General features: G+C 66.4%; 14 protein-coding genes. 7 read left to right on the top strand and 7 right to left on the bottom strand.

The genetic code is table 11. The features are described from left to right. Nucleotides 1-28 precede the first annotated feature (28 nt). The 3 genes from LN047_RS26930 (at nucleotide 29) to LN047_RS26920 (ending at nucleotide 5091) form a co-directional block, all read left to right on the top strand. On the top strand, nucleotides 29-3988 hold the full coding sequence (locus tag LN047_RS26930) for a DUF3683 domain-containing protein (protein ID WP_373980718.1): 3960 nt from the start codon (nucleotides 29-31) through the stop codon (nucleotides 3986-3988). 231 nt (nucleotides 3989-4219) lie between these two features. Next, nucleotides 4220-4663, top strand: coding sequence for an Hsp20/alpha crystallin family protein (locus tag LN047_RS26925; RefSeq protein WP_062838950.1), 444 nt, complete (start codon nucleotides 4220-4222; stop codon nucleotides 4661-4663). A gap of 32 nt (nucleotides 4664-4695) precedes the next feature. Next, nucleotides 4696-5091 (top strand): Hsp20/alpha crystallin family protein, encoded by a 396-nt coding sequence (locus LN047_RS26920; RefSeq protein WP_056319645.1) that lies wholly within the window; start codon nucleotides 4696-4698, stop codon nucleotides 5089-5091. 176 nt (nucleotides 5092-5267) lie between these two features. Here the strand turns inward: LN047_RS26920 and LN047_RS26915 are convergent, their stop codons facing one another. Beyond that, nucleotides 5268-6236 carry a tripartite tricarboxylate transporter substrate binding protein gene (locus LN047_RS26915; protein WP_056319648.1) on the bottom strand — a complete coding sequence of 323 codons (969 nt, stop codon included), beginning with the start codon at nucleotides 6234-6236 and terminating at the stop codon, nucleotides 5268-5270. A gap of 155 nt (nucleotides 6237-6391) precedes the next feature. Continuing rightward, on the bottom strand, nucleotides 6392-7111 hold the full coding sequence (locus LN047_RS26910) for a YggS family pyridoxal phosphate-dependent enzyme (RefSeq protein ID WP_373980717.1): 720 nt from the start codon (nucleotides 7109-7111) through the stop codon (nucleotides 6392-6394). Between the two features lie 211 nt (nucleotides 7112-7322). Here LN047_RS26910 and LN047_RS26905 point away from each other — a divergent pair, with 211 nt between their 5' ends. Both LN047_RS26905 and LN047_RS26900 read left to right on the top strand, forming a co-directional pair. Further along, a complete protein-coding gene (locus tag LN047_RS26905; RefSeq protein WP_062839050.1) occupies nucleotides 7323-8564 on the top strand; it encodes a PLP-dependent aminotransferase family protein in 1242 nt (413 codons plus the stop codon). 172 nt (nucleotides 8565-8736) lie between these two features. Then, nucleotides 8737-9753, top strand: coding sequence for an amino acid ABC transporter substrate-binding protein (locus LN047_RS26900; RefSeq protein ID WP_056319656.1), 1017 nt, complete (start codon nucleotides 8737-8739; stop codon nucleotides 9751-9753). A 70-nt stretch (nucleotides 9754-9823) separates the two neighbouring features. On the opposite strand, the gene LN047_RS26895 is transcribed toward LN047_RS26900, so the two are convergent. The 3 genes from LN047_RS26895 to dprA form a co-directional block, all read right to left on the bottom strand. Next, on the bottom strand, nucleotides 9824-10297 hold the full coding sequence (locus LN047_RS26895; protein WP_056319659.1) for a hypothetical protein: 474 nt from the start codon (nucleotides 10295-10297) through the stop codon (nucleotides 9824-9826). A 39-nt stretch (nucleotides 10298-10336) separates the two neighbouring features. Continuing rightward, nucleotides 10337-11245: a hydroxymethylglutaryl-CoA lyase gene (locus LN047_RS26890; protein WP_056319662.1), complete on the bottom strand. Its 909-nt coding sequence runs from the start codon at nucleotides 11243-11245 to the stop codon at nucleotides 10337-10339. Between the two features lie 93 nt (nucleotides 11246-11338). Beyond that, a complete protein-coding gene (gene dprA, locus LN047_RS26885; RefSeq protein WP_373980716.1) occupies nucleotides 11339-12451 on the bottom strand; it encodes a DNA-processing protein DprA in 1113 nt (370 codons plus the stop codon). 230 nt (nucleotides 12452-12681) lie between these two features. Here dprA and def point away from each other — a divergent pair, with 230 nt between their 5' ends. Together def and fmt are read left to right on the top strand one after the other, a co-directional pair. Continuing rightward, nucleotides 12682-13194 (top strand): peptide deformylase, encoded by a 513-nt coding sequence (gene def / locus LN047_RS26880; RefSeq protein ID WP_062838955.1) that lies wholly within the window; start codon nucleotides 12682-12684, stop codon nucleotides 13192-13194. Between the two features lie 14 nt (nucleotides 13195-13208). After that, the gene (fmt, locus tag LN047_RS26875; protein WP_338616978.1) at nucleotides 13209-14150 is read left to right on the top strand and encodes a methionyl-tRNA formyltransferase; all 942 of its coding nucleotides are present in this window, start codon (nucleotides 13209-13211) and stop codon (nucleotides 14148-14150) included. Between the two features lie 19 nt (nucleotides 14151-14169). On the opposite strand, the gene LN047_RS26870 is transcribed toward fmt, so the two are convergent. Beyond that, nucleotides 14170-14691: a class IV adenylate cyclase gene (locus LN047_RS26870; RefSeq protein WP_373980715.1), complete on the bottom strand. Its 522-nt coding sequence runs from the start codon at nucleotides 14689-14691 to the stop codon at nucleotides 14170-14172. A gap of 15 nt (nucleotides 14692-14706) precedes the next feature. Beyond that, nucleotides 14707-15333 carry a pyridoxamine 5'-phosphate oxidase family protein gene (locus tag LN047_RS26865; RefSeq protein WP_056319673.1) on the bottom strand — a complete coding sequence of 209 codons (627 nt, stop codon included), beginning with the start codon at nucleotides 15331-15333 and terminating at the stop codon, nucleotides 14707-14709. Nucleotides 15334-15342: the final 9 nt, after the last annotated feature.

Raw genomic sequence — 15342 nt, 5'->3', positions numbered from 1 at the left:
ACTTTTTTAAGGGCCCCCTCTTGCCGCCATGAACGCCCCACTCGCCAGCCACATCTTGAACGGGGCGATGCCGCCCGCCGCACCCGCGCGATTGCGCGAAATCCCCTACAACTACACGTCGTTTTCCGACCGCGAAATCGTGGGCCGGTTGCTGGGCGAAGATGCCTGGAGCCTGCTGAGCGATCTGCGCGGCGAGCGCCGCACGGGCCGTTCCGCCCGGATGCTCTACGAAGTGTTGGGCGATATCTGGGTCGTGCGCCGCAACCCTTACCTGCAGGATGACCTGCTCGACAATCCCAAGCGCCGCAAGCAGCTCATCGAGGCCTTGCATCACCGCCTGGGCGAAATCGACAAGCGCCGCGAACCGGGCGCGCCCGCCGAAGCCGGCCACGATCCGCATCGCGACGAGAAGGTGGTCGGGCTGCTGGCCCGGGCGCGTTCGGCCATTGCCGCCTTCGAAGGCGAGTTCGACCAGACCGCCATGATGCGCAAGCAGGCCCAGAAGGTGCTGGGCCGCATCACGGCGCGCGACAACATCAAGTTCGACGGCCTGTCGCGCGTGTCGCACGTTACCGATGCGACCGACTGGCGCGTGGAATACCCCTTCGTCGTGCTCACGCCCGACACCGAGGACGAGATCGCCGCGCTGGTCACCGCCTGTATCGAACTGGGCCTGACCATCGTGCCGCGCGGCGGCGGAACCGGGTACACCGGCGGCGCCATTCCGCTGACCTGGAAGTCGGCGGTCATCAACACCGAGAAATTCGACAAGCTGGGCAAGGTCGAGTCCTGTATCCTGCCCGGCCTCACCGAGCCCGTCGCGGTCATCCACGCCGGCGCCGGCGTGGTCACCAAGCGCGTGTCCGAAGCGGCCGAGGCGGCCGGCTTTGTGTTCGCCGTGGACCCGACGTCCGCCGAGGCCTCGTGCGTGGGCGGCAACATCGCCATGAACGCCGGCGGCAAGAAGGCCGTGCTGTGGGGCACCGCGCTGGACAACCTGGCCTGGTGGCGCATGGTCGATCCGGACGGCAACTGGCTGGAAGTGACGCGCCTGGACCACAACATGGGCAAGATCCATGACGTGGAAGTGGCCCGCTTCGAGCTCAAGTGGTTCGACGGCAAGGGCAAGCCCGGCGAACGCCTGCTCAAGACCGAGACGCTGGAAATCCAGGGCCGTGTGTTCCGCAAGGAAGGCCTGGGCAAGGACGTCACGGACAAGTTCCTGGCGGGCCTGCCCGGCATTCAGAAAGAAGGCTGCGACGGTCTCATCACGTCGGCGCGCTGGGTGCTGCACCGCATGCCGCGCCACACGCGCACCGTCTGCATGGAATTTTTCGGGCAGGCGCGCGACGCCATCCCGTCCATCGTCGAGGTCAAGGGTTACCTGGACGGCGAAGGCAAGGCGCGCGGCGCCATCCTGGCCGGCCTGGAGCACCTGGACGAACGCTATCTGCGCGCGGTGGGCTACGCCACCAAGAGCAAGCGCGGCGTGCTGCCCAAGATGGTCCTGATCGGCGACATCGTCGGCGATGACGACGACGCGGTGGCCGCGGCCGCCAGCGAGGTCGTGCGGCTGGCCAACACGCGCCACGGCGAAGGCTTTGTGGCCGTCAGCCCCGAGGCGCGCAAGAAATTCTGGCTGGACCGTTCGCGCACCGCCGCGATCGCCCGTCACACCAACGCCTTCAAGATCAACGAAGACGTCGTGATCCCGCTGCCCCGCATGGGCGAATACACGGACCACATCGAACGCATCAACATCGAGCTCTCCACGAGCAACAAGCTCAAGCTGCTGGGGGAACTTGACGCCTATCTGTGCACGCCGCTGCCGGTGGGCAAGATCGACGATGCCGACATCGAAATCACCCGCGCCGAAGCGCTGGCCGAGCGCACGCGCCAGGCCATCGAGCTGATCGCCGCCACGCGCCAGCGCTGGCAGTGGCTGCTGGACAACCTGGACCTGCCGCTGGGCGAGGCGCTGCCGCAACTGGACGGACTGGGTCTTGGCGAACTCCACGCCAACTTGACCCAGCGCCTGGCGGCACAGCCCGGCGCACGCGTCTTTGACGTGGTGCAGGACCGCACCATCCGCGTTTCCTGGAAGACCGAGGTGCTGGCGGGCCTGCAGCGCGCGTTCTCGGGCGCGGCCTACAAGAAGATTGTCGAAGAACTCGTCGCCATTCACGCCCGGGTGCTCAAGAGCCGCGTGTTCGTCGCGCTGCACATGCACGCCGGCGACGGCAACGTGCACACCAACATCCCGGTCAACTCGGACGACTACGAAATGCTGCGCGAGGCCCACGCGGCCGTCGAGCGCATCATGCAGATCGCCCGCGACCTGGACGGCGTGATCTCCGGCGAACACGGCATCGGCCTGACCAAGTACGAGTTCCTGACCGAGGCCGAGCTGGCCCCGTTCCAGGACTACAAGCGCCGCGTCGACCCGAATGGCCACTTCAACGCCGGCAAGCTCATGCCCGGCGCGGACCTGCGCCACGCCTGGACGCCCAGCTTCAACCTGATGGGCCACGAGTCGCTGATCATGCAGCAGAGCGACATCGGCGCCATCTCGGAATCGATCAAGGACTGCCTGCGCTGCGGCAAGTGCAAGCCGGTGTGCGCCACGCACGTGCCGCGCGCGAACCTGCTGTACTCGCCCCGCAACAAGATCCTGGCCACGTCGCTGCTGGTCGAAGCCTTCCTGTACGAAGAGCAGACCCGCCGCGGCGTCAGCCTGAAGCACTGGGAAGAGTTCGAAGACGTTGCCGACCACTGCACCGTCTGCCACAAGTGCTACAACCCCTGTCCGGTAGATATCGACTTCGGCGACGTGTCGATGAACATGCGCGCCGTGCTGCGCCGCATGGGCCGCAAGTCGTTCAACCCGGGCACGGCCAGCGCCATGTTCTTCTTGAACGCCAAGGATCCGGCCACCATCAACGCCACCCGCAAGGCGATGGTTGGCGTGGGCTACAAGGTGCAGCGCGCCGCGCACGACCTGTTCTCGGGCCTGGTCAAAAAGCAGACGGCCAAGCCGCCGGCCACGGTGGGCAAGCCCCCGCTGCGCGAGCAGGTAGTGCACTTCGTGAACAAGAAGATGCCGGGCGGGCTGCCCAAGCAGGCCGCGCGCAAATTGCTCGACATCGAAGACGCGAACTACGTGCCGATCATCCGCGACCCCAAGGCCACCACGGCCGACACGGAAGCGGTGTTCTACTTCCCGGGCTGCGGTTCCGAGCGCCTGTTCTCGCAGGTGGGCCTGGCCACGCAGGCGATGCTGTGGCACGCCGGCGTGCAGACCGTGCTGCCGCCCGGCTACCTGTGCTGCGGCTATCCCCAGCGGGGCAACGGCATGACCGACAAGGCCGAGCAGATCATCACCGATAACCGGGTGCTGTTCCACCGCGTCGCCAACACGCTGAACTACCTGGACATCAAGACCGTGGTGGTCAGCTGCGGCACCTGTTACGACCAGCTTGCCGGCTATGAATTCGAGAAGATCTTCCCGGGCTGCCGGCTGATCGACATCCACGAATACCTGCTGGAAAAGGGCATCAAGCTGGAAGGGGCCAAGGGCGTGCGCTACATGTACCACGACCCCTGCCACACGCCGATGAAGCTGCAGGAGCCCATGAAGACCGTGCGCGCGCTGGTGGGCGATGGCGCGATCAAGAGCGACCGCTGCTGCGGCGAGTCGGGCACGCTGGCGGTCAGCCGTCCCGATATCTCCACGCAGGTGCGCTTTCGCAAGCAGGAAGAGCTGCAGAAGGGCGATGCCGCGATCCGCAGCGACGGCTTCTCGGGCGACGTGAAGGTCCTGACCTCGTGCCCGTCTTGCCTGCAGGGCCTGTCGCGCTACGAAGGCGACACCGGCATGGAAGCCGACTACATCGTGGTCGAGATGGCGCGCCACATTCTTGGCGAAGGCTGGATGGAAGACTACGTGCGCCGCGCCAATGCGGGCGGGATCGAACGGGTCCTGGTGTAATCCACGCCCTGCGCAATCGAGAACCGCGGCCAGCGATGGCCGCGGTTTTTTTTTTGCGCTGCGAAATGCGGGAAACCGGGCAATGAAGGCGGTGGCACCAACCCTTTTTTCCCCCTTGAAACTCCAAAAACCGCTCCCATACTTGGCACTGAAGCGATCAGACGTGCGGTCGCGGTGGTGGCGATTGTGGCGCGTCTGCATCGGTCCCTTTTTTGATCCGAGGAGACCTTCATGAGCAACTTTCCGTTCAACGACAGCGGCTTCGCGTCGGCCTTCGACGCCATTCAGGAACACATGGGCCGCGTGCTGCGCGGCGCTGGGGTGCCTGCCGCCTTGCGCGCCACGCCCCAGGGGTACTTTCCGCCCGTCAACGTCGGGGTGTCCGGCGATTCGATCGAAGTCGTTGCGTTCATTCCCGGCGTGGATCCGGAAGGCTTGAACGTGTCGATCGAAAAAAGCCTGTTGACCATCAGCGGCGAGCGCAAGCCGCAGGACCTGCCCGAAGGCGCCCGCTACTACGCGCGCGAGCGTACGCAGGGCCGTTACACGCGCGTCATCGAGCTGCCCGCCGACGCCGATCCGGACAATGTGCAGGCGCGTTACACGGACGGCTGCCTGGCCATTTCGATCAAGCGTAAGGAATCGGCCAAGCCGCGCACCGTGACCGTGCAGTGACCCGCCAACGCATCCGCATAGGAGTAACGATCATGAATGAACGCAAAGACCTGACCGTGCCCGCCGAAGCGGCCGTCTCCGAAAAGCGCGACGGACGCGGGGTGACCGTGCCGGCCGTGGACATCTACGAGGACAAGGAAGGCATCACGCTGCTTGCGGACCTGCCGGGCGTGTCCAAGGAAAGGCTGCGCATCAACGTCGAGGCCGACGTGCTGCAGATCGAGGGCGAGGCCTCGGTCGAGACGCCGAGCGACCTGCGGCTGGTGCTGGGTGAAATGCGCGCGCCGCTCTTTCGCCGGGCGTTCCGGCTGGGACAGGAGTTCGACCGCGCGCAGATCAGTGCGAGCCTGAAGCAGGGCCTTCTGACGCTGCGCATTCCGCGCGTGCGTGAGGCGCAGCCGCGGCAGATTCCTGTTGTGGCGGGGTGATTCGGGCGTCGGGACGCCATTTGGCGCGGCCCACAGGTGTCAGACACCCGATGCGTCGCCACGGCAAGCCGGCGACTGTCTCAGCCGGGTGTCTGACACCGTACCGAGCACGCCCATGGAAAAAGCCGCGGTCAGTCGACCGCGGCTTTTTGCCTTGCCGGATGACGCCGGAGCGATCACTCCAGCTTGATGTTCGCCTTCTTGATGACGTCGGCCCAGGCGCTGCGCTCCTGATCGGCATACGTCTTGAAGTCCTGCGCGGACATCGGCATGGGGATGACGCCCATGTCCAGCATCTTCTGCGAGACCGCGGGCGACTTGAGCGTGGCGTCCAGGTCGGTCGACAGCTTCTTGACGACGGCTTCCGGCAGGCCGGCCGGGCCGACCAGGCCTTGCCAGGCGTAGGCCGTGAAATTGGCCACGCCCTGTTCGGCCATCGTCGGGACGTCCGGCAGCACCGTCACGCGCTCGGGCGTGGCGGCGGCCAGCACGCGCAGCTTGCCGGCCTTGACGTTGGGCAGGCCCGATCCCAGGTCGATGAACATCATGTCGACCTGGCCGCCCAGCAGGTCCTGGATCGCGGGCGCCGCGCCCTTGTACGGAACGTGCAGCACGTTGACGCCCGTGCGTTGCTTGAAGAGTTCCAGCGCCAGGTGATGCGGTGAGCCCGCGCCGGCGGATGCAGAGGTCAGCTTGCCCGGTTCCTTCTTGGCGGCGGCGAGCACGTCTTCGACCGTCTTGTACGGCGAGTTGACGTTCACGGCCAGCAGCAGCGGGAACTTGGCGATGCCGCCGATGTAGGTGAACTTGGCGGGGTCGTAGGACAGCTTGGCGTAGAGCGACGAGTTGAAGGCCAGCGTGCCGGAGTCCGCCGTGCCTACCAGGTAGCCGTTGGGTTCGGCCTGGGCGATGGCCGTGGCGCCGATGATGGTGCCGGCGCCCGGACGGTTCTCGACCACGATGGTCTGGCCCAGCGTCTTTTCCAGGCTGCTGGCCACGGTGCGGGCCACCACGTCGGTGCCGCCGCCGGCGGGGTAGGGAACGATCCAGCGGACCGGTTGCGTGGGCCAGGACTGGGCGGATGCCGCGGTGGCGGCCAGCGACAGGGCGGCAAGCGCCAGCAGGCGCTTTGCGTGCTTGTGCATGAAGTGTCTCCTCGTGCGGGGTATCGTGAGCGCGGCGCTTGCGTCGTTGATCGACGTCAACTTACGCCGCATATTTTTTGCGTGGCTATTATGCCTTGCGCCTGCGCAAAAAGGGGCCCGTGCATTGGGCCCCCTCAAACTCCCGCATCTCCGCCTTATTGCGGATCCGGATAACTTCGCGCGCCGAAGATGGCCGAGCCGATGCGGACCTCGGTCGAGCCCTCCTCGATGGCCAGTTCGAAGTCGCCGCTCATGCCCATCGACAAACGGTCCAGCGAAACGCCGGGAATGTTCTCTTTTGCCAGTCCATCGCGCAGCTCGCGCAGCGCGCGAAAGCAGGCACGGACCTCGTCGGGGTTGGGCGAGTTGACCGCCAATGTCATCAGCCCCTGCACGCGCAGCGTGGGATAGTCGGCGGCGATGCGGCGCAGGAACGGGCCGACCTCTTCGAGCGCCATCCCGTACTTGCTGGGTTCCGACGAGGTCTTGACCTGCACCAGCACGTCCAGGGTGCGGCCCGCAGTCTGCAGGCGGCGGTGCAGGGCATCGGCCAGTTCCAGGCGGTCCAGGGATTGGACTTCCGACGCATCGCGCGCGGCGTCCTTGGCCTTGTTGGTCTGCAGGTGCCCGATCAGCACCCATTGCAGCCCCAAACCTGCCAGCGCCTCGGCCTTCTGGCGGATCTCCTGGGTCTTGTTCTCGCCAAAGCGGGTCAGGCCCAGCGCCATCGCTTCGCGGATGGCGTCCTCGCCAAAGGTTTTGCTGACGGGCAGCAGGGTCACGCTGCCAGGAGGACGGCCCGCCCGTTCGCAGGCCTCTCGGATGCGTTGCTGGATCCGGGCGAGGCGCCCGGCCATGGTGTCGTCGGCGGTCATGCAGCTCTCTGGGAAAACAGGATGTCCCATAGTGTAGGACGTGTTTTGGCGCTTGTCGGCGCGCGGGCGCTCAGCCCGGCAAGGCTGGCGTTGACCCTGTCAGAGAGGCAGGCTTAGAATTTGCGGAGATTTGTTTATATTTCAAAGTTCTATGCCGTCCGGCGCCGCCCATTCGGGCGACACGATCCCCCTCCTACTCAGCCCTTCCGCCATGTCCAGTGCAGCGCCCGAATACGTCTTTGCCACGCCATTCCTGAACCCTCCCGCCTCGCCCATCCGATCGCTCATGCCCTACGCCATGCGTCCGGGCACCATTTCGCTGGCTGGCGGATATCCGGCGCAGGAATTGTTCGACGTCGACGGCTTGTCGATCGCGTCCACGCAGGTCATGGCCCGGCTGGGCGCCTGCCTGCAGTATTCCAACATCGACGGCCAGGCCAGCCTGCGGCATGAGCTGGCGCGCCTGTCTGCGGCGCGTGGCCTGCATTGCAATGCCGACACGGAACTGGTCGTGACAGGCGGCTCGCAGCAGGCGCTGGCGCTCCTGACCCGCGTGATGCTGCAGCCCGGCGACCACGCCATCATCGAATCGCCGGCCTTCCCGAACTCCGTGCAGGCCTTGCGCTACACGGGAGCGACGGTCCACACCGTGCCTTCGGGCCCGGATGGCATCGACGTGGATGCGCTGGACGAATTGGCCGCGCGCGTCAAGCCCAAGATGGTCTGCGTCGTTGCCTCGTTTTCGAACCCCTGCGGCGCCACCATTTCGCGCGCGCGCCGCCTGCGGCTGCTGGAGCTGGCGGTCAAGCACCGTTTCCTGATCGTCGAAGACGACCCTTACAGCGAACTGCGCTTTGCCGGGCAGGCCGTGCCGCCCATCGCGGCGCTGGCCGAGGGCGAGGCCCGCCATTGGGCGGTTTACCTGGCCAGCATGTCCAAGACCATGGCGCCCGCGCTGCGCATCGGCTGGCTGGTCGCGCCGCCCGAAATCCGCCGCCGCTGCGTCGCCGCGAAGGCCGCCGACGACATGGCGTCCTCGGCCTGGATCCAGGAGGTCGTCGCCCAGTATCTGGCCAACGGCCGCTATGACGAACACGTGCCGCGCATCCGCGCCGCCTACGGCTTGCGCTGCACCGCCATGGCGGACGCGCTGGCGCGCGAACTGGATGGCCGCATCACGTTCAGCAAGCCCGAAGGCGGCATGTTCTTCTGGGCGCGCCTGACCGGCGAGGTGGATGCGACGCGCCTGTTGCCCTACGCCATCGAGCACGAAGTCGTCTACGTGCCCGGCAAGGCGTTCTACGCCGACGCGGCGCAGGCGGATCTGTTCGCCATGCGCATGTCGTTCGCCACCATGAATGAAACCCAGATCGCACAGGGCATGGTCCGCCTGGGCCGCGCGCTCGACGCGTGCCAGGCCAACGAGCCGGTGTCGATTTCGCTGGCGGCTTGACGGCGCGCAGCGTCACGCCCACCCCGCGTTGCTATCCTTTCTGCGCAGGTCCGCCGGCACGCGCCGGCGGCATACCTAAATAAGCGTCCGTTATTTGGCGGGGGCGCTTCATGTCTATAAGCTGCTTGCCTTGGCGCGCTTTCGCGCCCGGTAGCAGAAAGGAATTCTCGTCATGAACATTGCAAAAGGGTTGGTGGGCGCGGCGCTTCTGATGGCAGCCGCGCAGGGCGCGCAGGCCGCAACACTGGACGTCGTGAAACAGCGCGGCGCCGTCGCATGCGGCACGACCACGGGCTTTGCGGGCTTTTCCGCGCCCGACGCGCAAGGCAAATGGCAGGGCCTGGATGTGGACCTGTGCCGCGCGATCGCCGCCGCGGTGTTCGGCGATGCGAACAAGATCAAGGTGGTGCCGCTCAATTCGCAGCAGCGCTTCACCGCGCTGCAGTCCGGCGAAGTCGATGTGCTGACGCGCAACACCACGGTGACGCAGCAACGCGACACGGCGCTGGGCATCATCCATGCCGGCATCAACTTCTACGACGGCCAGGGCTTCCTGGTGCCCAAATCGCTGGGCGTGAAAAGCGCCAAGGAAATCAACGGCGCCACGGTCTGCCTGCAGACCGGCACGTCCAACGAGAACACCCTGGCCGACTGGGCGCGCGCCAACAATGTGACCTACAAGCCCGTCGTCATCGAGACCTTCAACGAGGTCGTCAACGCGTTTGCCTCGGGCCGCTGCGACGTGTTCTCGACCGACGCCTCGGGCCTGGCCTCGATCCGCATCTCCAAGCTGCAGAATCCCGACGACTACGTCGTGCTGCCCGAGATCATCTCCAAGGAACCGCTGGGCCCGTTCGTGCGGCAGGGTGACGACGCGTGGCTGAACATCGTGCGCTGGTCGCTGTCGGCCATGATCGAAGCCGAGGAATACGGTGTCACGTCCAAGAACGTGGACGAACAGGCCAAGAGCGCCAATCCCAACATCAAGCGCATCCTGGGCGTGACGCCCGGTAGCGGCGCGAATCTGGGGCTGGACGAGAAGTGGGCCTACAACATCGTCAAGCAGGTAGGCAACTACGGCGAGAGCTTCGAGCGCAACGTGGGCGAGGGCAGCCCGCTCAAGATCAAGCGCGGCTTGAATGCGCAGTGGACGCAGGGCGGATTGATGTACGCGTTGCCCATCCGTTGAACCCGCGTGTCTCAAAGCCCCTGCGTGTCAGACACCTTGTGCGTCTGACACCGGCTGATTTTGGACGGAATCAGGCGCTCTTGTATAACTCTCCGATCTTCACAAACGCCGCGCGCAGTTCCCGCGTGCCGCCTTGAAAAATCACCGGCTTTCCGCGGTGCGTGAAGACGACGAGCCGCTTGGAAAACACCATCGGCACGAAGCGCGCGAAGCGCACGTCTTCCCAGGCCACTTCGCGCCGCGTGAACCATGTCTGGCGGATGCCGTGATCGTCGATCGTGGTGATGGACGTCTGCATGTGCCACGAGACAAACAACAGCGCCACAAAGCACAGCACCACGGCCACTGCCAGCAGCGTGTCGAAGGGCTGTGAGGGCGCGCGGATGGCGGTGGTGACGACCTGCACGCCCAGCACCGCAAGCAACACCCAGGTCAGGATGCGCACCCAGTCCGGCCAGGCCTGGCCCGCCAGGGGCAACGGGCCGATGGCGCGGAGCAGCGCCGCGAGGTCTTCGGGCGCGCGGGTGGCTGTCGGGGTGGTCATGCGGGCCGGGTCATGCGGACGGGGGCGTGCGGCGCGGGATCAGGCCGCGCGCTTGGCGGCGATGGCGTTGCCGGCGCGGCTGGAGCCCTTGCGGTTCAGATGCGCGGACATCCATTGCCCGATGTCGACCACGGCGTCGAAGTCCACGCCCGTGTCGATGTCCAGGCCGCGCAGCATGTACAGCACGTCTTCCGTCGCGACGTTGCCGGTGGCGCCCTTTGCGTAGGGGCAGCCGCCCAGGCCGGCCACCGACGTGTGGAAGATGGAAATGTTGGTTTCCAAGGCTGCCAGGATGTTGGCAAGCGCCTGGCCATAGGTGTCGTGAAAATGGCCCGACACGCGCGCCGGGTCCACGACCTGCGTGACGGCGGCCATCACTTCGCGCACGCGCTTGGGGTTGCCCACGCCGATGGTGTCGGCCACGTCGATCTCATCGACCTGCATCGCCAGGTAGCGCTGCGCCACGTCCACCACGGCCTCGACGGGAACTTCGCCCTGATAGGGACAGCCCAGCGCGCAGCTGATGCTGCCGCGCACGCGGATGCCGGCTTCGCGCGCGGCCTGCACGACGGGCTCGAAACGCGCGATGGATTCGGCGATGGAGCAGTTGATGTTCTTTTGGGAAAAGGCCTCGCTGGCTGCGCCGAAGATCACGATTTCGTCCGCGCGGGCGGCCAGCGCCCCTTCAAAACCCTTCATGTTGGGCGTCAGCACCGAATAGATGGTGCCGGGCCGGCGTTCGATGCGCGCCATCACGTCGGCGCCGTCGGCCATCTGCGGCACCCATTTGGGCGACACGAACGACGCGGCTTCCACATTGGGGAAGCCCGCGGCGCTCAGGCGGTTGACCAGTTCCACCTTGATGTCGGTGGGGACGAATTCCTTTTCGTTCTGCAGACCGTCTCGAGGCGATACCTCGACGATCTTCACGCGGGAGGGCAATGCCATGTCTCTTCCTGTGTCGGTATTGGGAGGCCGGCGCTACAAGGCTGCGGCGCTGCCGAACATATTAGCGCCATCGCATCCGGCCCCGTTGCAGTGCTAGTGCAAACGCTGGTAGCGGCCATCGTCCAGCCGGGCGATGCGGCCCTGCAATTCCAGCTCCACCAGTTGCGTCTGCAGGTCGGCCGTCTGCAGGCCGCACCGCGCCTGGATGGCGTCCAGATGCAGCGGGTCGAAACCCAGGGCGTCGAGCACGGGATGGGCGGGGGCCGGGGCCGGTGTCTGCCTGCGCGCGGGTGGCGTCGGCGTGGGGCCCCCGCCAAGCTCGTCCGTGATGTCCATGGCGGTTTCGACCAGCTTGGCGCCCTGGCGGATCAAGGCATGGCAGCCGCGCGACAGCGGCGAATGGATGGAGCCGGGGATGGCAAAGACTTCGCGTCCGCATTCTCCGGCTAGCCGCGCGGTGATCAGCGACCCGCTCTGCTTGGCCGCTTCCACCACCAGCACGCCGCGCGCCAGGCCCGCCACGATGCGGTTGCGCTTGGGAAAATGCTGCGGGCGCGCGCCGGTGCCCAGCGGCAGCTCCGACACCAGCGCACCGTGCGCGGCGATGCGGTGCGCCAGGTCGCGATGGCTGGCCGGATAGATGCGGTCGATGCCCGTTCCCATGACCGCAACGGTGCCCGCGCCCTGCGGGCCGGCGTCCAGCGCCCCTTCATGCGCGGCGGCGTCGATGCCTAGCGCCAGGCCGCTGACGACGCGCCAGCCGTTGCCCGCAAGATGCCGGGCAAACGCGCGCGCATTTTCCTGGCCGCCGGGCGTGGCATTGCGAGCGCCCACGACCGCCAGCGACGGCCCCTGCAGAAAAGCGGGGTCCCCGGCGACGTACAGCAGGATGGGCGGGTCGGCGATCGTCAGCAGGCTTTGCGGATAGGAGGGATCGGCCAGCGTGAGGACGTGGCGGCCGGGCTGCTGCACCCATTCCAGCGCCGCCTGCACGTGCTTTTCCATGTCGGCCGGCATGGGCGCGGCCAATTGCCGCGCCAGCGCTTCCGGCACGTGCCGCGAGAGCGCGGTGGCGCGCTGCGCGTAGATCTGGTCGGGCAGACCAAGGGCGGCGAGCAGCTGGCAGGCGGTCGCGGAACCGACGTTGGGTTCGAGGGACAGCCGCAGCCAGGCGGCGAGTTCTTCGGGCGATTGCGTGAGGGGCATGAAACGGGCGCGGAAAAGGCGTCTGGGGTTCGAGAGTGTCGCATGCGCCATGCGCGTCCATCAGGACCGGGGTGGACGGATATGCGCGGCCGCGCAAATGGCGAAAACCGCCTGCAAAAACGGTGCCGCAGCAATGTCCGCAATCCCTGAATTAGCCGAAAACTATTAGAAATCAAGACTCTAATGAATTAAACTCTCGACCAAGCATCACTACTGGCGATCCCTCTTCAATGGCTTTACTTCCCATCCTTCGCTACCCGGATCCGCGCTTGCATAAAAAGGCCAAGCCGGTTGCCGAGGTCGACGACCGCATCCGCCAACTCGTGCGCGACATGGCCGAAACCATGTACGACGCGCCGGGTGTCGGCCTGGCCGCGACCCAGGTCGACGTGCACGAGCGCGTCGTCGTGATCGACGTATCCGAGGAAAGCAATTCGCTGCTGACCCTGATCAACCCCGAGATCACCTGGCGCAGCGACGACTACAAGATCTACGAAGAAGGCTGCCTGTCCGTTCCCGGCGTTTACGACGAAGTGGAACGCGCGTCGCGCATCCGCTGCAAGGCGCTGGACATCGACGGCAAGCCTTTCGAGTTCGAGGCCGACGGTCTTCTGGCCGTTTGCGTGCAGCACGAACTCGATCACCTGGAAGGCAAGGTGTTCGTCGAGTACCTGTCCAACCTCAAGCAGAATCGCATCAAGACCAAGCTCAAGAAGGCCGAGCGCGAAGCGCTGCGCGCCTGACGGAGAGCCGGTCCATGCGTATCGTCTTTGCCGGAACCCCGGAATTTGCCCGTATCGCGTTCGACGCCCTGCGGGCCGCGGGCCACGAAATCCCCTTGGTCATGACGCAGCCGGACCGGCCGGCGGGGCGGGGCTTGAAGCTCACGCCCAGCCCGGTCAAGCAAGCGGCGCTGGATGCCGGCATTGCCGTGGCCCAGCCGCGCAGCCTGCGTCTGGATGGCCGTTATCCGGACGAGGCCGCCGAGGCCCGTGCGTTGCTGGAAAGCGTGGCGCCCGATGTCATGGTGGTGGCTGCGTACGGATTGATCTTGCCGCAATGGGTGCTGGATCTGCCGCGTCTGGGCTGCCTGAACATCCACGCCAGCCTTTTGCCGCGCTGGCGCGGCGCCGCACCCATCCAGCGCGCCATCGAGGCGGGCGATGCCCGTACCGGCGTCACCATCATGCAGATGGACGAAGGCCTGGATACGGGCGATATGCTGCTTGAACGTATCGTGCCGATCTCGGACGAGACCAATGCCGCGCAGCTGCACGACGCGTTGGCGCAGGCTGGCGGTGAAGCCATCGTCCAGGCGCTGGATGCGTTGGCCAATGGCGGCCTGACTGCGCGCAAGCAGCCGGAAGACGGCGTGACCTACGCGGCCAAGCTGGACAAGGCCGAAGCCGCGCTCGATTGCAGTCAGCCCGCCCAATTGCTGGCGCGCCGCGTGCGGGCTTTCAATCCCGTCCCGGGCGCCAGCATCCGGTTGCCGGGGCTGCCCGATGCCGTGAAGGTCTGGCGCGCCCAGGCGCTGGCCGAGACCACCACGGCGGCCCCGGGCAGCGTGCTGCGCGCCGATGCGGCGGGCATCGACATCGCCACCGGCCAGGGCGTGCTGCGCCTGCTTGAATTGCAAAAGGCGGGCGGCAAGCGCCAGCCGGTGGATGTGTTCGTGCGCGGCTGGCAGCCCGCCTGACGGCGCTGTGCCAGGCGGCTCACGCCTGGCCGCGCGCCGCCAGCAGATCCAGATACGCGCCCGACAGCAACTGCTCGGGCGCGACGCCCAGCCCGGCCATCAGCGTTCGGGCTTCTTCCATGCCTGCTTCGACGCTTTCGTCGTCGCGCAGCACCACTTCCAGCTCCAGGAATTCGCCCAGGCCTTGCACGCGGTCCAGGTGGATGCGCGTGCGCCCGGCGATGAACACCTTGCGGTGTTTCCTGACGCGGCCGATCACGCCATAGGCGTGCGACAAGGCCTCGCGCAGTGTGTCGGGCGCGTCGGTGGGTGAGATGACGTAGAAGCTTTCCTTGGGGCCGCTATCGTCGGCGCGCCGATAGAAGATCAGCTCGCCCGAGCCGTCCGCGAAGGCGCGCAGCTTCAGGCGGCCGTTGGCGCACGTGAAGAAGGTGTCGTCCTGGTCGATGAAGACCGGCTCTTTTCCCGATAGCGCCGCGGCCAGGTGTTCGAGGGCATCCAGGCTGTCTACCCGCGCCTTGATCTCGACATTGCGTGCCATGGCCGCGCTCCGGATTCAGTAAAGCGAACCGGCCACGCGGGCGGGCAGTTCGCGATCGTAGGTCACGCCGTCGAACGTGCCCGCGGTCAGGTCGGACAGAATGCGGCCTACGCTGGGCAGCGCGGTGCGGGGGATCTGCGTCTGCGGGTCCCAGAGGCGCGAGCGCAGCAGGGCGCGCGAGCATTGGAAATAGACCTTCTGCACGTCGATGACCAGCACGGAGCGGGGCAGCTTGCCGTCCATTTCGAAGCGCGCCAGAAGCGCCGGGTCGACGCTGATGCGCGCCGTGCCGTTCACTCGCAATGTTTCGCCCACGCCCGGCACGAGGAACAGCAGGGCCACGCGCGGATCGGCAATGACGTTGAGCAGGCTGTCCACGCGGTTGTTGCCGCGGCGGTCGGGCAGGAGCAACGTCTTTTCATCTTCCACCACCACAAACCCGGCGGGGTCGCCGCGCGGCGAGGCATCCAGCCCATCCGGTCCCGCCGTCGCCAGCAGCGCGAACGGCGCGGCCTCGATGAACGCGCGGTAGTGCGGATGCACGTGGTCGACCTCTTTTTTCAGGGAGGCTTCGCCGGGCGAACCGTAAAGCGCGTGCAGGGCGTCGGCGTCGGTAATCAGGTGAGCGGGATCGGTATGCATGGGATCTGG

Source organism: Achromobacter sp. JD417 (genome assembly GCF_041879325.1).
GTDB lineage: Bacteria > Pseudomonadota > Gammaproteobacteria > Burkholderiales > Burkholderiaceae_B > Achromobacter > Achromobacter mucicolens.
This window is presented reverse-complemented; position numbering and strand designations above follow the sequence as displayed.